The organism is Streptomyces sp. NPDC047880, assembly GCF_040706515.1.
Classification (GTDB): Bacteria; Actinomycetota; Actinomycetes; order Streptomycetales; family Streptomycetaceae; genus Streptomyces.
This window is the reverse complement of sequence record NZ_JBEZOK010000007.1, coordinates 154,726-179,231: the sequence shown is the minus strand read 5'-3', so window position 1 is coordinate 179,231 and position 24,506 is coordinate 154,726. Positions and strand designations below refer to the sequence as shown.

Genomic DNA, 24,506 nt, shown 5'->3' with positions numbered 1-24,506 from the left:
CGTCCGGAAGGATTTCCATGACTGAGAACCACGACGCGATCGTCACCGACTCGAAGTCGGAGGAGGCGGGAGGCGGCTGCCCCGTGGCGCACGGCCGCGCCCTGCACCCGACGCAGGGCGGTGGCAACCGCCAGTGGTGGCCCGAGCGGCTCAACCTGAAGATCCTCGCCAAGAACCCCGACGTGGCCAACCCCCTCGGCAAGGACTTCGACTACGCCGAGGCGTTCAAGAACCTCGACCTCGACGCCGTCAAACAGGACATCGCCGAGGTGCTGACCGACTCGCAGGACTGGTGGCCCGCCGACTTCGGCAACTACGGCCCGCTGATGATCCGCATGGCCTGGCACAGCGCCGGCACCTACCGCATCAGCGACGGCCGCGGCGGCGCCGGCGCCGGCCAGCAGCGCTTCGCCCCGCTCAACAGCTGGCCGGACAACGGCAACCTCGACAAGGCCCGCCGTCTGCTGTGGCCCGTGAAGAAGAAGTACGGCCAGTCCATCTCCTGGGCCGACCTCCTGATCCTCACCGGCAACGTCGCCCTGGAGCAGATGGGCTTCGAGACCTTCGGTTTCGCCGGCGGCCGCGCCGACGTCTGGGAGGCCGAGGAGGACGTCTACTGGGGCCCCGAGACCACCTGGCTCGACGACAAGCGCTACACCGGCGACCGCGAACTGGAGAACCCGCTCGGCGCCGTCCAGATGGGCCTCATCTACGTCAACCCCGAGGGCCCGAACGGCAACCCCGACCCGATCGCCGCGGCCCGCGACATCCGCGAGACGTTCCGCCGCATGGCGATGAACGACGAGGAGACCGTCGCGCTGATCGCCGGCGGCCACACCTTCGGCAAGACCCACGGCGCCGGCCCGGCCGACAACGTCGGCGCCGACCCCGAGGCCGCCTCCATGGAGGAGCAGGGCCTGGGCTGGCGCAGCACCTACGGCACCGGCAAGGGCGGCGACGCCATCACCTCCGGCCTTGAGGTCACCTGGACCACCACGCCGACCCAGTGGAGCAACGGCTTCTTCAAGAACCTCTTCGAGTTCGAGTACGAGCTCGAGCAGAGCCCGGCAGGCGCCCACCAGTGGGTGGCCAAGGACGCCCCGGAGATCGTCCCGGACGCGCACGACTCCTCGAAGAAGCACCGCCCGAAGATGCTCACCACGGACCTGTCGCTGCGTTTCGACCCGATCTACGAGCCCATCTCCCGCCGGTTCTACGAGAACCCGCAGGAGTTCGCCGACGCCTTCGCCCGCGCCTGGTTCAAGCTGACCCACCGTGACATGGGCCCGAAGTCCCTGTACCTCGGCCCCGAGGTCCCGGAGGAGACCCTGCTGTGGCAGGACCCGCTGCCCGAGGCCGAGGGCGAGTCCATCGACGACGGCGACATCGCCACTCTCAAGACCAAGCTCCTCGAGTCCGGTCTGTCGGTCTCGCAGCTGGTGTCCACCGCGTGGGCCTCGGCGTCCACCTTCCGCGGCAGCGACAAGCGCGGCGGTGCCAACGGCGCCCGCATCCGCCTGGAGCCGCAGCGCGGCTGGGAGGTCAACGAGCCCGACGAGCTGGCGCAGGTCCTGCGGGTCCTGGAGGGCATCCAGCAGGAGTTCAACGCCGGTGCCGGCGCCAAGAAGGTCTCCCTGGCCGACCTGATCGTCCTCGGCGGCACCGCCGCCGTCGAGAAGGCCGCCAAGGAAGCCGGCTTCCAGGTGGAGGTCCCCTTCACCGCCGGCCGTGTGGACGCCACGGAGGAGCACACCGACGCCGAGTCGTTCGAGGCGCTCGAGCCGACCGCCGACGGGTTCCGCAACTACCACGGCAAGGGCAACCGCCTGCCGGCCGAGTTCCTGCTGCTCGACCGCGCCAACCTGCTCACCCTCAGCGCCCCCGAGATGACCGTCCTGGTCGGTGGCCTGCGGGTGCTGGGCGCCAACTACCAGCAGTCCCAGCTCGGCGCCTTCACCAAGACGCCCGGCTCGCTGACGAACGACTTCTTCGTCAACCTGCTCGACCTGGGCATCACCTGGAAGTCGACGTCCGAGGACCAGACCACGTTCGAGGGCCGCGACGCCGCCACGGGCGAGGTCAAGTGGGCCGGCTCCCGCGCCGACCTGGTCTTCGGCTCGAACTCCGAGCTGCGCGCCCTCGCCGAGGTCTACGCGAGCGACGACGCGAAGGAGAAGTTCGTCAACGACTTCGTCGCGGCGTGGGTCAAGGTCATGAACCTGGACCGGTTCGACCTGGTCTGATCACCCCCGCATGACAGGACGCCCGGGCCGACAGGCCCGGGCGTTCCCCCTGGTTGCCTGAGGGATCGTCAAAAGGCGTTCAAGGTAAGAACATCACTGACCCAACTCTCACCATGAATCGGCAAGAACCGCGGTCGAGCCGGCATTCGGGCATACGTTCTGGCCGTGAACTCACATGCCACCACCTCCCACAGAGGCACCGGCCCTGAACCCCACTCCTCCGCTGGTTCACGGCCCCCCGCCGGCGGCACCGTCCGCCGCACCCTGCTGCGCACCGCGCTGACCGGGGCCGCGGTCCTGGGCGCGGGCCTCGGTGCCGCGCACACGGCCTCCGCCGCACCCGGCACCGGCCCCGCGGAGCCGCGACCCGGCACCCCGGATGAGGCCTTGCGGGAGCTGGCCGCGGGCAACCGCCGCTGGCAGGCCTTCCGCGAACGTCATCCGCACGAGAACCCGGCCGTCCGGCGGACGTTGGCCACCGCTCAGCACCCCTTCGCGGTCGTGCTCGGCTGCATCGACTCGCGTGTCCCCCCGGAGCTGGTCTTCGACCAGGGCCTGGGCGACCTGATGACCGTCCGCACCGCCGGCGAGGTCCTGGACGAGGCCGTGCTCGGCAGCGTCGCCTACGGCGTCCTGGAGCTCGGCATACCGCTGGTCGTCGTCCTCGGCCACCAGTCGTGCGGAGCGGTGCGCGCCGCCGTGCAGGCGGAGCAGTCCGGGGAGCGCCTGCCCGCCCACATGCAGTACCTCGTCGACCAGATAGGCCCCGCCATCGACCACGGCCAGGAGGGGGACGCCCGGATCGACGCGACCGTGAGCGCCAACGTCCGGCTCGTGCGCTCCCGGCTGGCCGCGGAACCCGAACTCGCCGCCCGGATCGGCACCGGCAAGCTGGCGATCGTCGGAGCCCGCTACGAGCTCACCACCCAGGTGGTCCACCGCCTCGCCTGACGGGCGGCCGGCCCGGTCCGCCGCACCCGGCAGCGGGCCGGGCCGTTCCGTCACACCCGGAGCGGATTGAAGCGGGCGGAGGCCATCAGGTACCAGGCCGTCGCCCCGGTGTGCCGGTACGGGTAGTAACCGAAGCCGAAGCCCGTGTCCAGCGGGCTGCTGGCGGACACGACCCCGCTGCGCCCGGGCAGGGGTCTGCCCCCGACGGTCTGGCCGTCGCCCAGCAGCTCCTGTGCGCGCTCGATCGAGGCGAGCAGCCGCCGGGCACGCGCCTCGTCGCCACGCGCCCCGCGATCGCGCAGTGCGAGCGCGAGGTGTGCCGTCCCCTCGAACCACACGCCGTTGCGGTCGGGCTTCGGCTGGCCGTCGGCGATCGGCGCGTCCTCGTTCGCGAGGAGACTCGCCGAACTGAAGGTGACCCCCTCGTACGACTGCCCCACGGGCACGGTGCTGTTGGTGCGTCCGGAGTGGTCCACGACGGCCAGCTCCGCGACGGCCCAGTCCAGCGAACGGGAGTGGCGGCGGGAGGCGAGCGCGAGCTGCGTCCAGGTCTGCGTGTCCTCCGGAACCGGGGACTTGTTGACCGTCACACCGTCGTTCGTGCCGGTGTAGAAGAAGCCCCCGGACGGTTCCCACATCCGGCGCACGAACGCCTCGGCCCGTCCGCGCCGCTCCAGCCACACACGGTCGCCGGTCAGCCGGGCGAGCCGGCCGAACAGGCAGACCAGGTCGGTGTTGTGCTCGGTCGAGGTGAACGGCAGCTTCTGATTCGCCCCGTCCACCCCGAACTTGTAGCCGCCGAGGGGCTCGTCGGTCCGGCCGGTCCGCTCGATCCACTCGCCGATGCGCACCGCACCGTCGAGGAAGCGGCGCGCCCCGGTGCGGTGGGCCAGGGCGCCGAGCGCGATGCCCGCCCAGGCCATGTCGCCCACGGCCGTGCCGGTGAAGCCGAACTGCGTACCGACGTTGGCCGTGCCGTCCGCCCGTACGAAGCCGTCGGGCTGCAGCGAGCCGTCGTAGAAGGTGTACGGCCCGACGTTGTAGGCCTGCCGGAGCCTGCCGTCGTCATGGGCCGGGTCGTGGTTCTGGGCATGGAGCAGCGCGTCGCCCAGTGCCCTGGCCCTGATCAGGCCGGCCGGGGTCAGGGTCGCTAGGTGGGCCAGGAGCGCGAGGGCGTTGTCGTAGGTGAACGCGGTGCTGAACAGGCCGGCCTGGTCGGTGTAGCTCTGCGCCAGGCGGATGTCGCCGTGCTCGGGGTAGGCGTCCATGGCTGCGGCGAGGAAGGCGTACCCCCGGGCGGGGGCCGAGGCGCGACGCGCCCCGGGGGAGCCGGTCGCGAAGGCCTGCCCCGAGCCGGCGGCCGTGAGCCCTGCGGCACCGATACCGAGTCCGGCACCGATCAGCGAACGCCGGCTGAGCGCCGGGCCTTGTCTGCCAGTCATGGATCTCCCTTGAGAGCGCTCTCAATCAGTGGTGGCTCATTGTGCTGGCGCTCGCGGGCGGGGTCAACGCTCGTGTCGGAAGGAAGAGTTGTGGACGTGGGTGAACGGGGCGGTCACTCGCAGACGATCTCGTCGCGCGGGGTGTAGTGCGTGCGGTACGGCTCCCGCCTCACTTCGCGGCCGTCGATGTGGAAGACCCGCTCCACGGTGACGTCGAACCCTTCGAGCGGTGTCTGCGGCACGCACTCCTTGTCGTGGCTCACCGTCTTCTCCGGCTTGGTCACGTTGGTGCGCGGGCCCGTGACCGACGTGATCTCGTCGTACTTGCGGGTGCCAAGGAAGGAGACGGTGACGGAGGTGTCGGTGGACTCGGCCTGGATGTAGAGGGCCTTGCCGGAGTCGTTGGTGAACCGCAGGTCCAGGCTGCGCCAGGCGACCGTCGCCTCGCGGCCCTCGGGGTAGCGCTCGATGTAGAACGAGTGCGCTCCGTGTTCCACGGGCTTGACCCCGGCGAAGAACAGCGCGTTGTACACGGTCGTCGCCACGGACGACACCCCGCCGCCGGAGGCCTTGGTGAACTTGTCATCGAGGATGATGATGCCGTCCATGAAGCCGTTGGCCTCGGTGCGCTCACCGACGGTCCGGTTGAAGCTCCAGGTCTCGTCCGGCCGTACGAGGGAGCCGTTGATGAGTTCCACGGCCCGGCCTATGTTCTTGGTGCGGTACTCGGCCGGTTCGAAGTGGACGGTGAAGGAGGACATCTTCTCCGTCAGTCCCAGCCGGGCGGCGTTCTCCCGGGTCACTTCCGGTTGGGTCCGGTGTACCTGCACGTCGCCGCTGCGGTCGGCACCCGGCTTGGTGAGCAGTGGCAGTACGGCCTTGCCCAGCGCCTTGTCGTCGACCGACTGCCCCACCGTGGCGTCCTGGACCACCACGGCCTTGTCGCCCTCCGGCCGCAGCGTCGCGTTCTCGGCGGCCGTGGTGACGGCGTCCAGCGGGCCGGCCACGGTGGGCTCGGCGCGCAGGCCCCTGGCGTCGAGCTCCGGCTGGAGCCTGCCGCTGCCGTCCGGCCGCATGGTCAGGTGCTCGCCCAGCGTGTCCTCGCCGACGGTGAAGCGCCGGCCGGCCGCGGTGAGCGTGACGGGGGCCGACATGGCGGGCTCCGCGAAGGTGCGCACGGCCCGCCGCACCTCGCCGGCGGTGACCTTCGGCCGGGTCTCGCGGGTGGGCAGGGCAGTGGCCGTACCGGGGCCGCCCCGCAGGAAGGACTCGCGCAGGGGCTCGACCGCGGCGTTCACGTCCAGGGCGTACCCCGTCCGCGGCGCGACGGTCCGCACGTGCCCGTGGTCGAAGCTCACGGCACCGTCCCGGACCTTCTGGTCGAGTCCTTCCGCCAGCTGCTCGAGGGCCGCACGAGCCTTGCCCTCGTCGACGTGCACGACCGGTTCGATGTCGCCCCCCGAGCGGAAGAACCCGCCGAACACGCTGACCGGATCGGCTCCCGTCCGGGCCGCCCGGTCGACGGTCTCCTCGACGTCGTAGGCGAGCCCCGCGCGCCGCGGATCGACCCTGCCGGTGCGGTCACCGACTTTCACGGGCAGTTCCCGGGCGCCGGCCGGGCCCAGCTCCCGCTCCAGCTTCCGCACCGCCTCCGCCCGGCTCAGCCCTCCGATGTCCACCCCGCGCACGGAGGTGCCCGAGTCGATCTGGCCGCCGGTGAGGAGCAGCCCGGCGAGATACAGACCGCCGACCCCCACGGCCAGCGCACCGCCGGCCAGGGCGACGGGCGGGAGGGAGGCGAAGCGGGAGTCCGAGGTGGTGCGGGGGCGCATGGGTCTCCTGAAGATCGATACGAGGGTGCACCCGAGGACGCGACGATGCGCGGGCAAACACATCAAGCTATCCACACATCCGGAGCGAAACGGTATGGCCCAGACCACTTCTGTCCGAGATCGTTCCGGAATCGACCGGCTCGGCCCGGCCACCGGCCACGGCCACAGAGTGGTAACGGTGAACAACGATCGGATCGTCGGTACGGTCTAGCCACCATGAAGATCTCTTTCCTGATTCACAACGCCTACGGAATCGGAGGCACGATCACCACCACGTTCAACCTGGCCGGAGCCCTGGCCGAGCGGCACGACGTGGAGATCGTCTCCGCGTTACGCCACCGGGAACGCCCCCATCTCGTCCTGGACCCACGCGTGCGACTGCGGGCGCTGGTGGACCTGCGCAAGGAGGCGGACCATCCGCTGCACGGCAGACCGGCGAAGGTGTTCCCGGCCGCCGAGTACCGGCACCACCAGTACAGCGAGCTGACCGACCAGCGCATCGGCGAGTGCCTCGCAGCGCTCGACGCCGACGCCGTCATCGGCACCCGCCCGGGCCTCAACGTGCACATCGCCCGCCAGGCCCCGCAGCACGTCCTGCGTGTCGGACAGGAGCACCTCACGCTCGACAACCACTCGCCGCGGCTGCGCACCGCCCTGCGCCGCGCGTACCGGCGCCTCGACGTGATCACCACCGTGACGGAGGCGGACGCCGCCGCCTACCGGCGCAAGATGTGGCTGCCCGGGGTCCACGTCGAAGCCCTCCCGAACAGCGTCCCCGACCCCGCGCTGCCTCCCGCCGACAGCACCGCCAAGGTGGTGATCGCCGCGGGCCGCCTGGTCCCGGTCAAGCGCTACGACCTGCTCATCGAGGCGTTCGCCCAGGTCGCCGCGGCGCACCCGGACTGGCAGCTGCGCATCTACGGCAAGGGCGAGGAACAGACGAATCTGCGCCGGCTCATCGAGCGGCTCGGGCTGTGGAACCACGTGTTCCTGATGGGGGCCGCCACCCCCATGGAGGCCGAATGGGCCAAGGGGTCGATCGGAGCGGCCGCGTCCAACTTCGAGCCGTTCGGCATGACCATCGTGGAGGCGATGCGCTGCGGGCTGCCCGTCGTCAGCACCGACTGCCCCTATGGCCCCGGTGAGATCATCGAGGACGGGGTCGACGGCCGGCTCGTACCGGTCGGGAACCGCGACGCGCTCGCGGCGGCCCTGCTGGAACTCGTCGCCGACCACGAGCGCCGTCGCCGTATGAGCCGAGCGGCCCTGGACAACGCGCGCCGCTTCGCCCCCGGCCCCGTCGTCGCCCAGACCGAACGCCTGCTGGAGACCGCCGCTGCGGCCAGGAGCTCCGGCCGGACAGCCACCCCACGGGACCGCACCCACAGCCCGCTGGCGAGCCGGGGCCACGCCGCCCGCGACGCCGCACACGCCGCCGCCACCGGCGTACTGCGCTCCATACGGAAGGGACGCCGATGAACGCGCCGGAGGACGAGCCGACCCGGATACACGAGGGTGCGCCCCCGAGCCCGCAGTACGAGCCTCACCCGCGAGCGGACTGCACGATCGACACCGAGGGCCGCATCACCTTCCGGTTGCCGCCGGCCGCGGCCGCACAACCCCGACTGCTCCTGCGGCTGCGGCCCAAGAAGGGCCTGCCCGAGTCGGCCCAGCACATGCTCGACCTGGAGACCGACCCGGCCGACGGCCACCACCACGCCGTACTGGACCCGCATCCGGTCCTGGACGAGGGCCGGTGGGACGTGTACCTGCTGCCGGAATCCGGAGCGGAGCGCCGTCGGCTGCGCCCCGGCCTGCGGGACCTGCGCGCCCTCGTCGACGGCCACCTGCGCGACCGCCCCTCGCCCGTCGCGGTCCGGATCCCGTACGCCACGAAGGACGGCTTCCTCGCCCTCAGGGCCTGGCGGCGCACCGCCCACGCGGAGGCCCGGGGCATCGACCTCGGGGACCGGGCCGTCACGGTCACGGCCCGTCTGCACGGCGGCGAGCTCCACCAGGACGCCACCGTGCGCCTGCGCCTGCGCGGCACCGACACCGTACGCACCCTCGCCCCCCGGCTCGACGGCGACGGCAGGGGTTTCTCGTTCACCGCCGGACTCGGTGACCTGACGGCCGACGGTGGGGGAGCGGCCCGGATCTGGGACGTCTTCGTCCGCCCCACCGCCGGGGCACCGCCCGTCAGGGTCGGCCGGCTGCTCGACGACGTGGCGGACCGCAAGCAGGTGTACGTCTACCCGTCGGTCGACGCGGACGGATCCACGCTCCGCCCTTACTACACCGTCGACAACGACCTCGCGATAGAGGTGAAGTAACACCGATTCGCCGATATGCCCGACATGAAAATTCCAGGAGTTTCGCATGGTCGTTTCTGTGATGCGCTGCGACAGCTGTGTGTGGATCCTGTGCAAAGCGACGGCAAAAGCAGGCGGGGGCTGGTTCTCAACAGCCGCAAAACGGAAGGGGACTTGCGGCTATAACCAAACTCAAGTACCTAGATGAACCATGAACCTGTTCAACCGCGTTGTGCCGTCCCGTCGGCAGGCAGCGCCCTTCCCCCCACAGCACCGCACCGGCGCACCGGCATCCGCCACCGGCGTGCTGCCGGACCCCAAACTGGCGAATCTGTCCGGTGAATGGGTCGTCGACCCCGCACACAGCAGGATCGGCTTCTCCGTCCGGCATGCCATGGTGACCACCGTGCGCGGTTGTTTCCTGGAGTACGAAAGCCGGCTGTACTTCGACGCGCACGACCCCACACGGTCACGGGCCGATATCACTCTGTTCACGTCGAGCGTCGACACGGGGGTGGAACAACGCGACGCGCACCTGGTCGGCCGTGACTTCCTCGACGCCGCGACCTATCCGCGAATGCGCTTCACCAGCACGGCGGTGGAGCAGACCGGCGCGGACCTCTTCCGCATGTCGGGCGAGCTGACCATCAAAGGCGTCTCGCGCCCCGTGGTCCTCGACATGACCTATATCGGGAATGTCACGGACCCGTTCGGCTACGACCGGGCCGGCTTCGACGGCACCACCACCATCAACCGCTCGGACTGGGGCCTGACCTACGACAGCAGGCTGGCCGAGGGGGGCGCGATGGTGAGCGAGAAGGTACGCCTGCAGCTCGACATCGCCGCCATCCGCACGCCGCCGTCGGGTGGCTGACGACCGGCGCCGCCACCCGGACGCCGCCCGGGCGGCCGACCGCCCGGGGCCGTTCAGGACCCGTCGCCCGTCACGACCCGGAACGTGGCCGGGCCGAGCGTGAGCGCCCCGTCGCTCAGCGGGGTGCACCGCACGCCGCCCCGGCCGCGCAGGGCGCGTTGCGCGCCGGATCCGATGGTCACGTCCATCCAGGCGCAGGGCCGGGCGGGACGCCTCACGGCGAAGACCACGGGCCCGGTGCCGCAGTCGATCGAGAGCGTCGCCCCGACGAGGGAGTCGACGTCGACGCCCTGGAGCAAGATGTTCCGGCGGGTGTGCCGCAGGTCCGCGCCGGCCGGGAGGCTCTCGGCGGCCATGATGGTCACGGCCGCGTTCCGGTGGGCGGGCCGGGCGTAGTAGCGGTCCCCGACCAGGCCCAGCCCGCGGCGCACCTCCACCCGGCTGACCCGCTCGTCGGACGGACCCGGAGCCGGTCCGTCCGACGGCCGTCCGGCCAGCCGGTGCGCGGGCGAGACCAGCAGCTGCAGCACCTCCACCTGGGTCATGACGTCCAGCCTAGGTCCCGGACGAGCCGGGCCCTGGACGAGCCGGGTCCTGGACGAGCCGGGCCCTGGGCGAGTCGGGTCTTGGGCGAGCTGGGTCTTGGGCGAGTCGGGTCTTGGGCGAGCTGGGTCTTGGGCGAGCCGGGTCCTGGACGAGCCGGGTCCGGGGCGAGTCGGTCTTGGACGAGCCGGGCCCTGGGCGAGTCGGGTCTTGGGCGAGCTGGGTCTTGGGCGAGTCGGGTCTTGGGCGAGCTGGGCCCTGGGCGAGTCGGGTCTTGGACGAGCAGGGTCGGGGGCGAGTCGGGCCCTGGACGAGCCTGGGTCCTGGACGAGCCTGGGTCCCGGACGAGCCGGGTCCCCGACAGTCAGGGCCCCGGACCATCCAGGTCCCGCCAGCCCATGCCCCGGGCATCCGAGGGGCTGCCGGCCCTCACTCCTCCCGGCGCCCGAGCCCGCCCTCCTCCAGCGGAAGCCGGCCGCCCGCCGCCTCGCCCGCGGTGAGATGCTCCAGCACCTCGACCAGCTCCTGGCACGCGCGCTCCACGGACCGCCGTGTGTGGATCTGCTCGGTGATCACCGCCGAAAGGATCAGAGCCGTGAGTGCCATCGCCCCGTTGAAGGCCTGGAGCTTCATCATCACCTCGACCCGGCTGAGCCGTTCGAACGGCCCGACCCGGTCGGTCGCCGCCACCGTGGTCATGACCGAGGCGAAGAGCGCGCACAGCAGGCTGCCCGCGAGCTGGAACCGCAGCGCGGCCCAGATCAGCAGCGGATAGACGAGGAACAGCACGCTGATGGAGCTGCGCGCGGCCAGCGGCACGAGACAACAGGCGATGACCGCCAGCCCCGTCGCCTCCTTCCAGCGCGACGTGGCCAGCGGCAGACGTACGCGGGACAGCAGGAGCAGCACCGGCGTGACGATGAGCACGCCCATCGCGTCACCGACCCACCAGGCCAGCCACACCGCCCAGAAGCCGGACCATTCGATCTTGTCCGTGGCGATCAGGATGCCGGCGCCGGTGGTCGAGCTGATCAGCATGGCGGTGAAGGCGCCCAGGAACACCAGGGAGAGCCCGTCCCGCAGCCGTGCGAGATCGGTGCGGAAGCCGGCCCGCCGCAGCAGGAGACAGCCGACGACGGGTGCGGCCGTGTTGCCGGCCAGGACACACAGGGTCGAGGGCGTGAGGGAGGTGAGGGACAGGATGACGAAGAAGGCCCCCAAAGCGATCCCGGGCCAGCAGCGCAGTCCGAGGATCAGCAGACAGGCGACCGAGACGCCGGTGGGAGGCCAGATGGGCGTGACGACCGCGCCCTCGACGACCAGCTCCCGCAGCAGCCCCAGTTGGGCGGAGACGTAGTAGCAGGCGCCGACGGCCAGCGTCTGCAGAGCGACGACGGCCGGCGTACGCAGATCCTGGCTACCCACCACAGCAGCCATGAGACACCGAGGCCGCCGCCTCGGCGAGGCAGGAGCGGGCCTGGTGCGGCCCTATGGCTGAGCGTCCGGCCCGTCCAGGCCGACGACCAGCACGGCGGCATCGTCGTCGTGCCCCACGCGTTCGGCCCCCTTGATCACCGCGCCTGCGAGCGCGTCCACGTCCATGCCCGCCACCGCGGCCAGGCCCGCGAGCCGCGTCACCTGGTCCAGGCCCTCGTCCAGCCGCATGGACGGCCCCTCGACGACACCGTCCGTGAGCAGGATGAACACACCACCCGTCGCGAGCTCGTAGCGGGTCACCGGAAAGGGCGTCCCGGCCTGCACCCCGAGCGGCGGCCCGCCCTCGTCCTCGGTCAGGCCGGACTTCCCGTCCGCCGTGGCCCAGACGCAGGGCAGATGCCCGGCCCGCGCGCTCTCCAGTACGCCCGCACACGGGTCGAGCCGCATGAACGTGCAGGTGGCGAAGAGGTCGGAGCCCAGGGACAGCAGCAGATCATTGGTCCGGGCCAGCACCTCGCCCGGATCGCTCGTCACCGACGCCAGCGCCCGCAGACCTGCCCTCACCTGCCCCATGAAGGCCGCTGCCTCGATGTTGTGGCCCTGGACGTCGCCGATGGACAACCCGATCCGGCCGTCGCCCAGGGTGAAGGCGTCGTACCAGTCGCCGCCCACGTTGAGGCCCCGGTACGCGGGCGCGTACCGCACCGCCAGGTGCAGCCGGCGGGCCACGGGCAGGTCCCGCGGCAGCATGCCGCGCTGCAGCGCGATCGCCAGCTCGACCCGGGACCTCTGCATCTCGGCCTGCGCACGCGCCTGAGCCGTCAGGGCCCCGAGCCTGGTCAGCAGCTCGTCGCCGTCGTCCGTCGTGCCGGTGCGGGACATGGTTCACTCCGGCGAGGATGGCCACGGTAGGTGACGACCCCGAAGGCAAATCACCCGATTTACGTCCATAGGATGATACTCAGCCGAGTGCCTCCGCGACGACTCCGCGCCCCTCGGCAGCCCTCACCCGGTGTCCCGCACCGCCTCGGAACCCGTACGCCGCCCGACCGCCGCCAGCACGAACGTCACGCTGACGAGCAACGCCCAGGCGCCGAACTTCTCCACCCCCACCGGCTCCCAGCCGTGCTCCTGATACGGATACCGCCACGCGCCGGCCAAGGTCGCCAGATTCTCCGCCACCCACAGGAAGAACCCGATCAGCACGAACGACAGCGCCAGCGGCATCCGCCGGCGCGCCCCGCGCACCGTGAACCGCACCGACGTCCCCAGCGTCACGGCCACGAGCAGGCCCGCCAGCACCCAGCGCAGGTCGGGCAGCCAGTGGTGGCTGAAGAAATTGACGTAGACGGCGGCGGCGACCAGGGCCGTCGCGCGCGGCCGGTAGCGCACGAGGCCCAGGTCGAACAGATGCCAGGCGCGGCAGACGTAGCTGCCCACCGCCGCGTACAGGAACCCGCCGTACAACGGGACACCGGAGAACTTCAGCACGGCCGGCTCCGGGTAGCTCCAGGAGCCCAGCGACACCTTCACCAACTCGAAGGCCAGACCGATGACGTGGCAGGCCGTGATCGCGGCGACGTCCCGCCCGCTCTCCCAGCCGCGCGCCCAGAACACCAGCGTGAGCAGCACGCCGTAGACGACCAGGAGGTCGTAACGTGCCACGGGCAGATCGGGCAGCAGCGCGGAGACGGCCACGCCGGACAGCAGGGCGAGGGCGAAAGCGCAGGCCCGCGTCTGGGTCCAGGCGAACGCGAGCAGCTGACGAACCGGTGCGGCCCGGGGGCCGGCGACGCTTGCGGGGATCATGGTGCCCTGTAGGACGGCCCCTCGCGGCTACCGGTTGCAGGAGACCTCCCGGCCCGCGGCCCGGTCGTCCGTGTACTCCCGCGCCTGCGCCACGGCCTGCCGCAGCAGCCGGGTGAGCAGCCGCTCGGCGTCCGGTGCGGCGCACAGTACCCGGAGAGCCGCTTCGAGGTGCCGTCGCCCGGGCCCGCGCCACCACAGCGCATCGGAGACCCGGGACGCCGCACCGCCCGCAGGCGCGTGGGCCGGCCTCTGCGCCCGCCGGCGGCACGCACGGCCGTACCGTGCCAGAGGCCGGGACGCGGGGTGCACCCGAAGCGCCGCGTCCACGACCGTGCCGACGAGCAGCGGCGCGTAGTCGCGGCCCCGGGGGCGGGCATCGGCGAGGTCGACGGCCAGCGGCCACAGCGCGCGCCGGGCGTCGTCCCCGACGCTGTCGTTGACCACCCGGGCCAGGGCCGCGAGCGCCGGATGCGTCCCGGCCGGGCTGTCGGTGAAACGGCCGGAGGCCAGCAGGGCGGCGGCCTCCATCAGACAGGCACCGTCCTCCGGGTGCAGATGCGCGAAACGTGCGGGCGAGGGAAGACCGCCCGGGGCCCCGGCGGGGGATCCCGCGGGCCCCGGACGGTCAGGAAGGGCGTTCATGGGCGGCCTCCGCCGTGCTCACAGACCGGTGACGGCGTGCAGGAACAGATAGAGCGCCGCGGCCGGGATCCCCGCGCCGGGAAAGGTGAGGATCCAGGCGCCACCGATCGAACGGGCCACCTGCCAGCGTACGGCGGAGAAGCGCCGGGTGGCACCGGCGCCGAGAATCGCCGCGGTGATCGTCTGCGTGGTGGAGATCGGCGCCTTCACCAGGAACGCGGTCGTGTAGAGGACGGTCGCGGCGGCGGTCTCGGCGGCGAACCCGCGCGGGGGATCGAGGTGCACGATGCGCCGCCCGAGGGTGGTGATGATGCGGCGCCCGCCGGTGTACGTGCCGGCGGCCATGGCGATCGCGACGGCGGCGATCACCCACACCGGCACCGAGAAGTCCTCCTGCCAGCCGGCGGTGACCAGGGCGAGCACGATGACCCCCATGGTCTTCTGCGCGTCCTGCAACCCGTGCCCCAGACCCATGGCGGCGGCGGAGACGGTCTGCGCCATGCGGAAGCGTCCCATGGTGCGGTGGGGCGTCGAGCGGCGGAACGCCCACAGGATGCCCGTGTGCAACAGGTAGCCGAGCACCACGCCCACCAGCGGGGACAGCAGCATCGGCAGGATGACCTTGTCCAGGATGCCCGACCAGTGCACCGTGGCGGACGCGGCGAGCGCGGCGCCGACCAGCCCGCCGATCAGAGCGTGCGAGGACGAGGTGGGCAACCCGCGCCACCAGGTGAAGACGTTCCATCCGATGGCGCCGAGGAGTGCGCACAGCACGAGCAGCAGACCCGAGGTCGCCTCGGGTGCGCCGATGATGCCGCTGCCGACGGTCTGGGCGACCCCGGTGCCCAGAAAGGCGCCGCAGAAATTCATCACCGCGGCCATGGCCAGTGCCACGCGGGGCGTCAGGGCCCTGGTGGAGATGGAGGTGGCGATCGCGTTCGCGGCGTCGTGGAAGCCGTTGGTGAAGTCGAACGTCAGCCCCACGATGATGATGAGCACCACGAGAGTGAGCTCCATGCCCGATCACCTTTCGACACCCGGCCGCACGGTTCCATCGTGCGCTTCCCCGGCGGAGCGGGCCGGGTGACTACGCCACGCGAGGAGGCCGCGCGGGGGAACCCTCAGGAGACGGATGCCCGGCTTTACGGTGTCCTGATGCGATCTGTACCTACCTGGGCGCTGGTGTCATCGGGGTGTGCACCCGTCTTCCTGATCATGGGCTGGCTGATCGCGGCATCGCTGCAGGGACCCCCGTACGATCCCGCCGCCCAGACGATCAGCGTCCTCGCGGCCCCCGGGAACCAGGGGTCCTGGGTGATGACGGCGGCCTTCGTCGCCCTGGGGTTCTGCCACCTGCTCACGGCCTGGGGTCTGCGCCCGGCCGCGACCGCGGGGCGGGTGGCCCTGGCCGCCGGCGGGGTGGCGGCGCTGGCGGTGGCCGTGTTCCCGGCACCGAGCAGCGGTGGTTCGCTGAGCCATGGTTCGGTGGCCGCCGTGGGCTTCGCCGTCCTGGCGGCCTGGCCGGTGCTGGCCGCCAGGGCCGGTACGGCCGTGCCGTGGGCTCTGCGGCCCTTCCCGTGCCTGGGGGCGACCGTCGTCATGGCGGTCGGGGCGGCCTGGTTCCTGGTCGAGTTGCACCTTCACGGGGTGGCCGGAGTCGCCGAGCGTGCCGTGACGACCCTGCAGTCGGTCTGGCCCTTCGTCGTCGTCCTCTCCTGTCTGCGCGGACCGCTGCGCGCAGGGTGTCAGAACTGACCGGGGCCGCACATCTGTTGACAGGTACGGACCAAGGCGGGACATTGAGAGCGCTCTCAGACCGGCCATTCGTCGAACGGAGGCAGAGCGTGTTGCGAACTCTCAGGAACCGGGCCACGGCCGCGGGGCTGTCCCTGGCCACGGTCCTCGCCGGCTCACTGCTGGCGACCGGAACGGGAGCGCCGGCCCATGCCGCCGTCCCGGCGACCATCCCTCTGAAGATCACCAACAACTCGGCCCGCGGTGAGCAGCTGTACATCTACAACCTCGGCACGGAACTCTCGACCGGCCGGCAGGGCTGGGCCGACGCGAGCGGTACCTTCCACCCCTGGCCCGCCGGCGGCAACCCGCCCTCACCCGCCCCCGACGCATCGATAGCGGGCCCGGCGGCAGGGCAGTCGACCACGATCCGCATGCCCAAGTTCTCCGGCCGGGTCTACTTCTCCTACGGTCAGAAGCTGGTCTTCAAGCTCACCACCGGCGGTCTGGTCCAACCCGCCGTGCAGAACCCGACCGACCCCAACCGCAACATCCTGTTCAACTGGTCCGAGTACACGCTCAACGACTCGGGGCTGTGGATCAACAGCACTCAGGTGGACATGTTCTCCGCTCCCTACGCGGTGGGAGTGCAGCGGGCCGACGGCAGCACCGCGAGCACGGGCCGGCTCAAGCCCGGCGGGTACAACGGGTTCTTCAACGCCCTGCGGGGACAGCCCGGGGGCTGGGCCAACCTGATCCAGACACGTCCGGACGGCACCGTGCTGCGCGCGCTCTCACCGCTGTACGGCGTGGAGACCGGTGCTCTGCCGGCCACCATCATGGACGACTACATCAACCGCGTCTGGCAGAAGTACACCAACTCGACCTTGACGGTATCCCCGTTCGCCGACCAGCCCGGCACCAAGTACTACGGCCGGGTCTCCGGGGGCGTCATGAACTTCACCAACGGCTCCGGCGTGGTCGTCACGAGCTTCCAGAAGCCGGACGCCTCTTCCGTCTTCGGCTGTCACCGCAGGCTCGACGCCCCGAACGACCAGGTGCGCGGTCCGATCTCGCGCACGCTGTGTGCCGGCTTCAACCGCTCGACCCTGCTGGTCAACCCCAACCAGCCCGATGCCGGCGCCACCGACTTCTACAAGGACAGTGTCACCAACCACTACGCGCGCAAGATCCACGCCCAGACAGTGGACGGAAAGGCGTACGCATTCGCGTTCGACGACGTCGGTCACCATGAATCACTCGTCCACGACGGCAACCCCCGCCAGGCCTATCTGACGCTCGACCCCCTCAGCTGACCCCGCCTCCCCCCCCCCCCGAGCCGCCGGTGCCGCGAACTCTGCGCGGGACCGGCGGCCTTCGGTGTGCGGGGCCTTCGACATGGGCGGCTCCCCGGGGACGACCTGCCGGAGCGGCTCGAAAAGCAGGCGGGGCAGGCGAAGTTGGCTTTTCATCAGTTCTGGAAATCAATTACAACTTTGCCATCTCTTGGTGTAGCTGGACCGTCGATTACGTGAGCCTCGTTGGCATCACACAGTGACCACAACCCCGCCCGGAACAGCGGCAATTGTGGCCACATTCCCCCCCCACGCACATGCGAGGCAGCAACGATGACGAGGAACCACGCCCTGCGGTACGGCAGCCGCACGCTGGCGCTGACGGCCACCGCACTCGGGGTGATCGCGACGGCTGTGCCCGCCGCGGCCGAGGAGCAGCCCACCCCGGAGCAGATCATGGCCGACTGCGCTTCCGGGGAAGGCAAGTGCAGCTTCAACGACCCCCAACTCGGCAAGGCCTACCTGGGTGAACCCCGCCAGGTCTCCGAACTGCTCTTCAACTGCACGGCCTCACCCGCCTCCCAGTCGATGTCCTGGGCCGACACCGTGGGCTCCTCCCATTCGGTGGGCGGCTCGGTCACGGTGGGCGGCGGCATCGAAGGCATCATCACGGCGAGCGTGACCGCGACCTACAACTACACCTGGCAGAGCTCGCACACGGAGACGAGTTCGTTCACGGTGACCGTGAAGCCGGGAGAGGTGGGCTGGATCTCTCGTGCCCAGGTGATGCAGCGGATATCCGGCACGTGGCAAACCCACTACGACGACCCCAAGTGGGGGCACTACTACTGGTTCGTGCCCGACACCGTCACCGGCCCGGCCCCGAACGGCACGGACGGCAAGCACAGCGCCGTCGTGGTCAAGTCCCGCAAGATGACGGCCGACGAGAAAAAGCTGTGCGCCGACGGCTCCACCCGGAACAAGGTCTTCACCCGCAGCCGCTGATCCGGTCCGCCCCCCGGCAGCGGGCCTGATGGCGGGCGCTTCTTGCCGCTGATCCGGACCGCTCTCACAGCGGGCCCGGTGGCGGGGATCCCCGCCGCAGCGGCTCGTCACCCGCGGATCGGCATGCTTACCGAGGGCACGCCGATGGGCCTCGCCGGACGGTTCTCGCCCGGCGGGGCCGATCGCCGGACCGGGCGGGACCGCAGGTCTGCCCGCGGTGTCCTCACCTGCTCGCGGCGGCGGTCACCGTGGCGGGGTCGACGCCGGTCAACTCGACGATGCGGTGCGGTGCCACACCGGCGGCCAGTGCCTTGCCGATCAGACCGTCCCGCCCGTCCGTGCAGTCACGGTAGGCGAGCAGTTCCTGCTCGACCCGGGCCAGCGGCTGTGGGACCATCTCGTGGCGCAGACGGCTCAGCTCCTCCTCGCTCAGCGGGACGGGCAGCCGCTCGGCACCCTCGGGCACGGCCGCCCTCTCCTCCGGCGGCAGCAGGCGCAGATGGGGCGAGGCCGGCGAGCTTCCCTGGGCATCGAGCCAGGCGCGGACCGCGGGCGTTTCCATGCAGGCGAGTTCACCGACGGCGGCCGGCGACACACCGAGCTGCGCGGACGCGTCGTCAAGCAGGAACAGGTAAGCGTCGTCGGTCATCCTCGGCTCCTTCTCAAAGGCGTGCTGAACGACATCCCATTACCCCGCCACGCCCGTCTTACCGCCGGATCACCAGGCACTCAATCGAGTGAGACGGCACGGCGCCGGGTCTCGGTGATGTGGAGGTCGATGTGCGAGGCCAGGACGAGCGCGTCCTGGGGTTCGTCGGCCCGGAAGGAGACGCGGCGCAGCAGGATGACACCGTCGAGGGCGATGTCTTCGCGGGCGAGGACGAAGAGCAGGGTGAGGAAGGCGCAACGGGCGTTGCCAGGTCAGCACCCGGATCCGGCTGTCTCCCGCCCCGCTGCCCCGCCCTCCAGGGCGGCTTCCCAGGGCCGGGGGCCGGTGCCCTGCGTCCACGCCTCGAGGCCTTCCCGGTTCACGCACACGATCCCGCACTGCTCGGCGTAATCCACCGCAGGCGCGGTGAAGTCGCTCGTGGTGACCAGCACGGCGACATCGGCCTCATGCACGCTGTAGCACGTGCCGCCGAAGCGCTGCAGATCCTGCGAACCGACGCGGTTGGACTCGCCGTACTGCTTGCACTGGATCACGGCCCGGCGCCCGTCGGGTGTCACGGCCATGACATCAGCGCCCAAGTCCCCCGCACCGCCGACGACTTCGACCTCCGTGCAGCCGTCGCGCTCGCACAGTCCGGCGATCGCCTCCTCGAACCCCTCCGGAGTCAGGGCGTCGTAGTCGACGGGCGCGACGGCCATGGGGAGGGGGGCGGGGGTGGTGGTGGACGCGGGGGCGGACACGGGCCGGGCGGGGTCCGCGGGAGCGTCCAGCACCTCGGCCGCTTCCCTGGCCGCCTCGTCCAGGGCGGCCGCCGCCCGACGCGCCACACCCGCCAGGCGCCACCGGCGTCGTAGGCCGAGGCAGCCGGCGACACCTATCGCGACCAGCACGAACACCCAGGCGGGACGACGCTCCACAGCGCCCGCCGCCACGCGGGCGGCCAGGCCCAGGGCACACACGACCACGGCGAGAAACACGAAGAACAAGGCCGTCGACCGAAGATCGAACCGGTAGCGGCTCCGCTTCACGAACGGTGTACGACGCACAGGCACTGTCACGACATCCCCCCTCATGGGAGCCCCCTCAAGGGGCCAACAGCAAGATCACCTCCACCGTCTGCCCAAGATCACCACCTTCACCGCCAAACCCCGTGTGCGAAGCCCCACTTGCCGGCACCGCACGCGCCGGGAAGCACCGGCGAAGAACGTCGCGTCAGGCCCGCACACGAGATCTGCGGGTTAGGGTGACGGTTATGGGAGACGCACGTTCGACCGGTCCGACGGGCTTCAGGTAGCCCGCCAGGAGATACCTGGCGGTGGCTGCGAACGGAGTCCCGTGTCCCGCACCGCCCACCACCTGTCCCCTTCACCGAGCCGAAGCACCCGCGACGTCCCGTCAGGAACCCCTTGGCGTTCGGTGATCCTCCACGACCTGAGGTACAGCGCACGCAGCCTCACCGACGCGAGGCGAGAGTCCCGGAAGCCGTACCCTCAGCCGGTCCGCCGCACGGTGAAGGTCTACTCGTTCGCCCGATGCGGGCGGGACCGCTCCATTGCCGCATGGTCGGCGCTGGAGGAACGCCGGGAACGGCAGCGGCTGCGATCCCGAGCGGGGGCGCTGCTGGGCCTGGTGCACGCGGGCCTCGACGAACACGCACTCGACGCCGTGGACGCGCTGGACATCCCACCGGCACGCCATCGACGCAACTCGCTCTGGCACGCCTAGGGAGTGTCCGCAAGGTCCCTCCTGCCCGGCGGTGTTCGGCACGTCTCTCGCCGCGCCGGGCGAACACCCGAGTACCACCAGTACGCGGGTGCGCGCCCGGCACACCGAGAGCACGCACCGAAGGCCGCGGGGCCCGCCCTCCGGGCGAAAAACGCGACTTTGCGGACACCTCCGGCCGCCGCACCGCCACCGTGGCGGCAACCGCCCCTACTCGTGGTCGCGCAGGAAGGCGGCGATCTCGTCGCGGGTGGGGTGGTTCGGCAAGGGGGCCGGCTTGTCCTCGAGGAACGCGGTGACGACGGCGGCGGCACGGTCGTTGTTGCCGTCCAGACCGTTCCACATGTGGTGTCCGACTCCGGGCATGTACTGCGTCCGCCGGACGGCGGGGTCGTGAAGGAGGATCTCGGTCGCCCATCGGCGGACCTGCGAGGAGCACTCGGCGATCATCAGCATCGCGGGGGTCCGAGACTGTTCCAGTCGCCGGGCGAGGGAGGGCGAGTCCCTGACCGTCCGCTGGACGCGGAGGCTGGCGGCGGCGCTGAAGGAGTGGGGTCGGGCACAGCGATCGCCGGTTCCCGCCGGCTGGCTCCCACGACGTCGCCCCGCGAGCCGCTCCTCGACCTCCTCGTCCACGGACAGGACATCGCCCTGGCTCTCGGCCGGACGCGCCGGATGCCGCCGGCCGCCGCCCGGGACGCCGCCGACCGGGTGTGGACCATGCGCATGCCGCCCCGCCCGTGGCCCCTGCCGGAAGCCAGGCTCGTGGCCACCGACATCGAGTTCACACGCGGGGACGGCCCGGAGATCCGCGGCCCGATCACGGCCCTGCTCCTTCAGCTCGCCGGCCGCCCGGAAGCGGCCCGGGAGTGGGCCGAGCGCACCGGGGAGCCGTGGACGGGGGGCACGGCTCCCCGGTGACGCCCCGCGCGGCGTCCAGCGCCCCGGGCTCCGGCAGGCGCCAGGTGTGGGTCACCCCGGGGTGTGCTCACTCGGTCACCGTGTCGGCATGACGGTGAGCCACCTTCCACCCGCCGTCCTCGTGGCGGTACACCTGGGTGGCGCGCAAGGTGTAGGTGCGTGGTTCTCCGTCCACGGAGACGGAGGTGCGCTCGAGGCCGGCCGTATAGGCCATGTCTCGCGAAACGTCGCACGCCAGCAGTTCGAAGACGTAGGACGTGCAGTCGGAGAAGCTCCCCTCCAGTGTGGCGAAGAGACTGTCCAGCTCCTCCTGCCCCCGGGCGTTGCGCCACGCCCCGAGGACACTCACGGGCTCGTTGCGCGACCAGAGCGCCCGGCGCGGAGCCGCGTCACCGTTGTGCAGCGCCAGTTCCGCCTCGTACAGGGCGGTACTGACCCACCCCAGGAATTCGTCACGGCCGGTCATGCCTTCATCATGGGCCGGGACACACGCGCTGTCCGCGATGTCCGGCGGCGGCGCGCGGTGACTCCACGGACCGCGTTGTCAGTGGTGGCTGAGAGGCTGAACAGATGAACGGCGACGAGCAGCTGCTACGCGGCCGGGTCTACGGCCACGACCACGACGACCCCGACCCGGGCCCGCGCCCCGGGCGAACCTATGCCCAGCTCATCGGCGGGCCGCTGGACGGGCTGCTGCTGGACGTCACGGGCTGGACACCGGACGAGCTCGGCACGGGGGCCGCCCTCTCCACCGAACTCGGAAGATTCCCCGGAGGCCGCGCGCTGTACGGCCCCGACCCCGACCCCGGCGCCGCGCGCGCACCCGGCCCTGGGGTGACGTGCCGCTTCCCCTACCGTGGCGACACCCCTTGACCGGTGACGAGGCTGGAGGAGATGTGGGCCAGGGCGGGGTCCGCAGGGATGAAGAACGTCTCGACTCCGGCCAGTTCGTGGTTCATGCGCGCCATCGGCATCTCGTAGTCCAGGTCGGCAACACCGCGGACTCCGCGGACGACGACGTCGATGCCGACGCGGCGGCAGTAGTCGGCCAGCAGACCGCCGGTGTGGGAGTCGACCGTGACGTTGCCCAGGCCATTCGCTGCCGCGCGGAGCCGGTCCAGCCGTTCGGTGACGGGGGAGCGACCGGTCTTGCGCGGGTTGAACATGACGCAGACCACGACCTCGTCGAACAAGGCGGCGGTGCGGCGGAGAACGTCCTGATGCCCTTGAGCGACCGGGTCGAAGGATCCTGGGAAGAGGGCTCGCACGACCGGAGAACATAACAGCGCCAGGATGGGCCGCCGGTTGACCGCCGCCTCAGGCCGAAGGAGTGGCGAGCACCGTACGGCACTCGGATGAGACGTCGGCGCTCAGCAGATCCCGCAGTCCGGTGAACAGGGCGGGCATTTCGGGGCCCACTCGGCGCGCGGAAGGCGTACTCGGTCAGCACGATCCACGAGCGGTCAGCCGTCGGCCAGGGCACGGTCCAGGAGGGGGAGCAGCCGGTCCCAATGGCGTTGCAGGCCGGCGGGGTCGAAGGCGTCGGTGTCGGACATGGTGAAGCCGTGGACGGTGCCGGGGTAGATCTCGGAGGTGTGGGCGACTCCTGCCGCGTCCAATGCCTTGTTGAGCTCGCCGAGAGCCTCGGGTGTCAGGTCGGACGCGGCGTGCCCGAGATGAACCTCCGCGGTGATCGTGGACAGCAGACGGTGCAGACCGTCCGGCCCCTCACCCCCCACGGGGCCGTGGAAGCCGGCGACGGCGGCCACCTGGCCGGGGTGTGCCGCCGCGGTGGACATGGCCAGGAGACCCCCGATGCAGTACCCGGTCACCGCGACGGGCCCCGCGCAGACCTCGGGCCGGCTGGTGAGGAACCCGAGGTAGGCGTCGGCGTCGCTCAGGACCCGTTCGGTGGTGTGTGCCTCGATCAGGGGCATCAGCCGGGCGAGGAGCGCGGGCCGGCTCTCTTCTCCGATGTGGGCGGGCACTTCGACCACCGGTGCCGGGCCGTGCCGGTAGAAGACGTTCGGGACGAGTACGTAGTACCCGTGCGCGGCCAGTTCGCGGGCCAGGTCCCGCAGCACGGGCCGGATGCCGAAGCCGTCCATGTACATCAGCACCCCCGGGTGTCGCTCGCCCCGGTCGGGGAAGGCGGCGAAGGCGTCGGACGTTCCGTCCGCGGTGGGGATCTGGAGTGCCTTGAGGGGCAAGATCTGCCTTTCTGTCGTTCACTCGATCGGCGTTAGTCGCACTAACGGTTCAGGTTCGAGTGAACCTACATCGTTAGTGGGACTAACACAACGATAGAGTCGGACCCATGACCAGAGGCGAGGCAGCGGACATCCCCGGCGACGGCGCGCGCAAGACGCCCGACAGGCTGCGCCGGAGGGCGAGCCGGCTGCTGTCGCAACTGGCCGTGCGGTCGGACCGGTTGATCAACGAGGGACTGGCCCGGGCCGACGCCCGCAAGTGGCACTACGCCGTCCTCGCCTCACTGCAGGAGTACGGTCCGGCCAGCCAGGCGGAGCTGAGCACGCGCTCCGGGATCTACCGCAGCGACATGGTGGGGGTGCTGAACGAACTGGCCGAACGTGACCTCGTCGAACGGGAGCCCGACCCCGGCGACCGGCGCCGCAACGTCATCACGATCTCCGCCCGAGGCCGCCGCCACCTGCAACGACTCGACACGGTCCTGGACGACCTCCACGACGTACTGCTCGCGCCGCTGAGCCCGGCCGAACGCGACCACTTCGTGCAACTGCTCACCCGCCTGCTGGACCACCACACCCAGCCCTCCTGACGCCCGGCTCATCGGCCCGGGTCAGGGCTGTGCAAAGGACCGCCACCGTCGGAGCGGCTCGTGTCAGGATGCTCGGCACGCCGGATCGCGCGTTGAGCTTCGGAGCGGTGGCGGAAGCGTAAGAACGGTTCAGGCCGGGTACCCCGCGGGAGCTGTTCGACCTGGTGACGGCGTACGCGGGTCATCCCGTCCGGGGACATCTCTCCACCGTCTCGGCCTGTCTCGTCCTGCCGGCCTCGGAACAGCAGGAGGTGTTCAGCGGAGCATGCGGGTC

The 24,506-nt window shown here is 71.1% G+C and carries 25 protein-coding genes and 1 pseudogene; 12 read left to right on the top strand and 14 right to left on the bottom strand.

Annotation, left to right across the window (positions count from 1 at the left end; genetic code table 11):
- The first annotated feature begins 17 nt into the window (after positions 1-17).
- On the top strand, positions 18-2,243 hold the full coding sequence (katG, locus tag AB0937_RS13880; protein WP_366711692.1) for a catalase/peroxidase HPI: 2,226 nt from the start codon (positions 18-20) through the stop codon (positions 2,241-2,243).
- Between the two features lie 165 nt (positions 2,244-2,408).
- Entirely contained in the window at positions 2,409-3,194 is a 786-nt protein-coding gene (locus tag AB0937_RS13875) for a carbonic anhydrase (RefSeq protein WP_366711690.1), read from the top strand.
- A 50-nt stretch (positions 3,195-3,244) separates the two neighbouring features.
- Here AB0937_RS13875 and AB0937_RS13870 read toward each other — a convergent pair whose 3' ends face one another.
- Both AB0937_RS13870 and AB0937_RS13865 read right to left on the bottom strand, forming a co-directional pair.
- Positions 3,245-4,636, bottom strand: a complete 1,392-nt coding sequence (locus AB0937_RS13870; protein WP_366711688.1) for a Tat pathway signal sequence domain protein — start codon at positions 4,634-4,636, stop codon at positions 3,245-3,247.
- 113 nt (positions 4,637-4,749) lie between these two features.
- Positions 4,750-6,468 (bottom strand): VanW family protein, encoded by a 1,719-nt coding sequence (locus tag AB0937_RS13865; RefSeq protein WP_366711687.1) that lies wholly within the window; start codon positions 6,466-6,468, stop codon positions 4,750-4,752.
- Positions 6,469-6,684: 216 nt separating this feature from the next.
- On the opposite strand from AB0937_RS13865, the gene AB0937_RS13860 reads away from it, so the two are divergent.
- From AB0937_RS13860 to AB0937_RS13850, 3 genes are all read left to right on the top strand, one after another.
- Positions 6,685-7,947: a glycosyltransferase family 4 protein gene (locus tag AB0937_RS13860; protein WP_366711685.1), complete on the top strand. Its 1,263-nt coding sequence runs from the start codon at positions 6,685-6,687 to the stop codon at positions 7,945-7,947.
- Positions 7,944-8,801, top strand: a complete 858-nt coding sequence (locus tag AB0937_RS13855) for a transferase (RefSeq protein WP_366711683.1) — start codon at positions 7,944-7,946, stop codon at positions 8,799-8,801. Before AB0937_RS13860 ends, AB0937_RS13855 begins: the two co-directional genes overlap by 4 nt.
- Positions 8,802-8,991: 190 nt before the next feature.
- The gene (locus AB0937_RS13850) at positions 8,992-9,654 is read left to right on the top strand and encodes a YceI family protein (RefSeq protein ID WP_366711681.1); all 663 of its coding nucleotides are present in this window, start codon (positions 8,992-8,994) and stop codon (positions 9,652-9,654) included.
- A 53-nt stretch (positions 9,655-9,707) separates the two neighbouring features.
- Here the strand turns inward: AB0937_RS13850 and AB0937_RS13845 are convergent, their stop codons facing one another.
- From AB0937_RS13845 to AB0937_RS13820, 6 genes are all read right to left on the bottom strand, one after another.
- Positions 9,708-10,199, bottom strand: a complete 492-nt coding sequence (locus tag AB0937_RS13845; RefSeq protein ID WP_366711680.1) for a molybdenum cofactor biosysynthesis protein — start codon at positions 10,197-10,199, stop codon at positions 9,708-9,710.
- A 427-nt stretch (positions 10,200-10,626) separates the two neighbouring features.
- Positions 10,627-11,625, bottom strand: a complete 999-nt coding sequence (locus AB0937_RS13840) for an MASE1 domain-containing protein (RefSeq protein ID WP_366711679.1) — start codon at positions 11,623-11,625, stop codon at positions 10,627-10,629.
- Positions 11,626-11,685: 60 nt separating this feature from the next.
- On the bottom strand, positions 11,686-12,516 hold the full coding sequence (locus AB0937_RS13835; protein WP_366711677.1) for a PP2C family protein-serine/threonine phosphatase: 831 nt from the start codon (positions 12,514-12,516) through the stop codon (positions 11,686-11,688).
- Between the two features lie 123 nt (positions 12,517-12,639).
- The gene (locus tag AB0937_RS13830; RefSeq protein WP_366711675.1) at positions 12,640-13,443 is read right to left on the bottom strand and encodes a DUF817 domain-containing protein; all 804 of its coding nucleotides are present in this window, start codon (positions 13,441-13,443) and stop codon (positions 12,640-12,642) included.
- 27 nt (positions 13,444-13,470) lie between these two features.
- Positions 13,471-14,085: a hypothetical protein gene (locus tag AB0937_RS13825; protein ID WP_366711673.1), complete on the bottom strand. Its 615-nt coding sequence runs from the start codon at positions 14,083-14,085 to the stop codon at positions 13,471-13,473.
- Positions 14,086-14,103: 18 nt separating this feature from the next.
- Positions 14,104-15,102: an inorganic phosphate transporter gene (locus tag AB0937_RS13820; RefSeq protein ID WP_366711672.1), complete on the bottom strand. Its 999-nt coding sequence runs from the start codon at positions 15,100-15,102 to the stop codon at positions 14,104-14,106.
- Between the two features lie 138 nt (positions 15,103-15,240).
- Here AB0937_RS13820 and AB0937_RS13815 point away from each other — a divergent pair, with 138 nt between their 5' ends.
- The 3 genes from AB0937_RS13815 (at position 15,241) to AB0937_RS13805 (ending at position 18,119) form a co-directional block, all read left to right on the top strand.
- Positions 15,241-15,840 (top strand): DUF998 domain-containing protein, encoded by a 600-nt coding sequence (locus AB0937_RS13815; protein WP_366711670.1) that lies wholly within the window; start codon positions 15,241-15,243, stop codon positions 15,838-15,840.
- A gap of 89 nt (positions 15,841-15,929) precedes the next feature.
- Positions 15,930-17,135: a glycoside hydrolase family 64 protein gene (locus AB0937_RS13810; protein WP_366711668.1), complete on the top strand. Its 1,206-nt coding sequence runs from the start codon at positions 15,930-15,932 to the stop codon at positions 17,133-17,135.
- 312 nt (positions 17,136-17,447) lie between these two features.
- Positions 17,448-18,119 (top strand): hypothetical protein, encoded by a 672-nt coding sequence (locus tag AB0937_RS13805; RefSeq protein ID WP_366711666.1) that lies wholly within the window; start codon positions 17,448-17,450, stop codon positions 18,117-18,119.
- Between the two features lie 223 nt (positions 18,120-18,342).
- Here AB0937_RS13805 and AB0937_RS13800 read toward each other — a convergent pair whose 3' ends face one another.
- The gene (locus tag AB0937_RS13800; protein ID WP_366711664.1) at positions 18,343-18,768 is read right to left on the bottom strand and encodes a DUF6003 family protein; all 426 of its coding nucleotides are present in this window, start codon (positions 18,766-18,768) and stop codon (positions 18,343-18,345) included.
- Positions 18,769-19,040: 272 nt separating this feature from the next.
- Entirely contained in the window at positions 19,041-19,847 is an 807-nt protein-coding gene (locus AB0937_RS13795) for a restriction endonuclease (RefSeq protein ID WP_366711662.1), read from the bottom strand.
- A 358-nt stretch (positions 19,848-20,205) separates the two neighbouring features.
- Here AB0937_RS13795 and AB0937_RS13790 point away from each other — a divergent pair, with 358 nt between their 5' ends.
- Complete coding sequence (locus AB0937_RS13790; RefSeq protein WP_366711661.1) at positions 20,206-20,514, top strand: hypothetical protein; 309 nt, start codon at positions 20,206-20,208, stop codon at positions 20,512-20,514.
- Positions 20,515-20,721: 207 nt separating this feature from the next.
- On the opposite strand, the gene AB0937_RS13785 is transcribed toward AB0937_RS13790, so the two are convergent.
- The gene (locus AB0937_RS13785; RefSeq protein ID WP_366711659.1) at positions 20,722-20,967 is read right to left on the bottom strand and encodes a hypothetical protein; all 246 of its coding nucleotides are present in this window, start codon (positions 20,965-20,967) and stop codon (positions 20,722-20,724) included.
- Positions 20,968-21,075: 108 nt separating this feature from the next.
- Between AB0937_RS13785 and AB0937_RS13780 the strand changes: the two are divergent.
- Positions 21,076-21,432: pseudogene (locus tag AB0937_RS13780) on the top strand (maleylpyruvate isomerase family mycothiol-dependent enzyme); the annotation flags it as partial.
- A gap of 67 nt (positions 21,433-21,499) precedes the next feature.
- Here AB0937_RS13780 and AB0937_RS13775 read toward each other — a convergent pair.
- Complete coding sequence (locus AB0937_RS13775; protein ID WP_366711658.1) at positions 21,500-21,898, bottom strand: nuclear transport factor 2 family protein; 399 nt, start codon at positions 21,896-21,898, stop codon at positions 21,500-21,502.
- 104 nt (positions 21,899-22,002) lie between these two features.
- Between AB0937_RS13775 and AB0937_RS13770 the strand changes: the two genes are divergently transcribed.
- A complete protein-coding gene (locus tag AB0937_RS13770) occupies positions 22,003-22,305 on the top strand; it encodes a hypothetical protein (RefSeq protein WP_366711657.1) in 303 nt (100 codons plus the stop codon).
- On the opposite strand, the gene coaD is transcribed toward AB0937_RS13770, so the two are convergent.
- Both coaD and AB0937_RS13760 read right to left on the bottom strand, forming a co-directional pair.
- A complete protein-coding gene (gene coaD / locus AB0937_RS13765; protein ID WP_366711656.1) occupies positions 22,284-22,700 on the bottom strand; it encodes a pantetheine-phosphate adenylyltransferase in 417 nt (138 codons plus the stop codon). The genes AB0937_RS13770 and coaD overlap by 22 nt on opposite strands.
- A gap of 195 nt (positions 22,701-22,895) precedes the next feature.
- Positions 22,896-23,642 (bottom strand): dienelactone hydrolase family protein, encoded by a 747-nt coding sequence (locus AB0937_RS13760; protein ID WP_366711655.1) that lies wholly within the window; start codon positions 23,640-23,642, stop codon positions 22,896-22,898.
- A 107-nt stretch (positions 23,643-23,749) separates the two neighbouring features.
- Between AB0937_RS13760 and AB0937_RS13755 the strand changes: the two genes are divergently transcribed.
- A complete protein-coding gene (locus AB0937_RS13755) occupies positions 23,750-24,232 on the top strand; it encodes a MarR family transcriptional regulator (RefSeq protein ID WP_366711654.1) in 483 nt (160 codons plus the stop codon).
- Positions 24,233-24,506: the final 274 nt, after the last annotated feature.

Coding starts and splice junctions, on each gene's coding strand:
- AB0937_RS13825 (WP_366711673.1), bottom strand. CDS start 14,085: ATGAACGCCCTTCCTGACCGTCCGGGGCCCGCGGGATCCCCCGCCGGG.
- AB0937_RS13855 (WP_366711683.1), top strand. CDS start 7,944: ATGAACGCGCCGGAGGACGAGCCGACCCGGATACACGAGGGTGCGCCC.
- AB0937_RS13815 (WP_366711670.1), top strand. CDS start 15,241: ATGCGATCTGTACCTACCTGGGCGCTGGTGTCATCGGGGTGTGCACCC.
- AB0937_RS13860 (WP_366711685.1), top strand. CDS start 6,685: ATGAAGATCTCTTTCCTGATTCACAACGCCTACGGAATCGGAGGCACG.
- katG (WP_366711692.1), top strand. CDS start 18: ATGACTGAGAACCACGACGCGATCGTCACCGACTCGAAGTCGGAGGAG.
- AB0937_RS13770 (WP_366711657.1), top strand. CDS start 22,003: ATGAACGGCGACGAGCAGCTGCTACGCGGCCGGGTCTACGGCCACGAC.
- AB0937_RS13805 (WP_366711666.1), top strand. CDS start 17,448: ATGACGAGGAACCACGCCCTGCGGTACGGCAGCCGCACGCTGGCGCTG.
- AB0937_RS13755 (WP_366711654.1), top strand. CDS start 23,750: ATGACCAGAGGCGAGGCAGCGGACATCCCCGGCGACGGCGCGCGCAAG.
- AB0937_RS13830 (WP_366711675.1), bottom strand. CDS start 13,443: ATGATCCCCGCAAGCGTCGCCGGCCCCCGGGCCGCACCGGTTCGTCAG.
- AB0937_RS13850 (WP_366711681.1), top strand. CDS start 8,992: ATGAACCTGTTCAACCGCGTTGTGCCGTCCCGTCGGCAGGCAGCGCCC.
- AB0937_RS13820 (WP_366711672.1), bottom strand. CDS start 15,102: ATGGAGCTCACTCTCGTGGTGCTCATCATCATCGTGGGGCTGACGTTC.
- AB0937_RS13785 (WP_366711659.1), bottom strand. CDS start 20,967: ATGCTGATGATCGCCGAGTGCTCCTCGCAGGTCCGCCGATGGGCGACC.
- AB0937_RS13870 (WP_366711688.1), bottom strand. CDS start 4,636: ATGACTGGCAGACAAGGCCCGGCGCTCAGCCGGCGTTCGCTGATCGGT.
- AB0937_RS13800 (WP_366711664.1), bottom strand. CDS start 18,768: ATGACCGACGACGCTTACCTGTTCCTGCTTGACGACGCGTCCGCGCAG.
- AB0937_RS13775 (WP_366711658.1), bottom strand. CDS start 21,898: ATGACCGGCCGTGACGAATTCCTGGGGTGGGTCAGTACCGCCCTGTAC.
- AB0937_RS13865 (WP_366711687.1), bottom strand. CDS start 6,468: ATGCGCCCCCGCACCACCTCGGACTCCCGCTTCGCCTCCCTCCCGCCC.
- AB0937_RS13845 (WP_366711680.1), bottom strand. CDS start 10,199: ATGACCCAGGTGGAGGTGCTGCAGCTGCTGGTCTCGCCCGCGCACCGG.
- AB0937_RS13835 (WP_366711677.1), bottom strand. CDS start 12,516: ATGTCCCGCACCGGCACGACGGACGACGGCGACGAGCTGCTGACCAGG.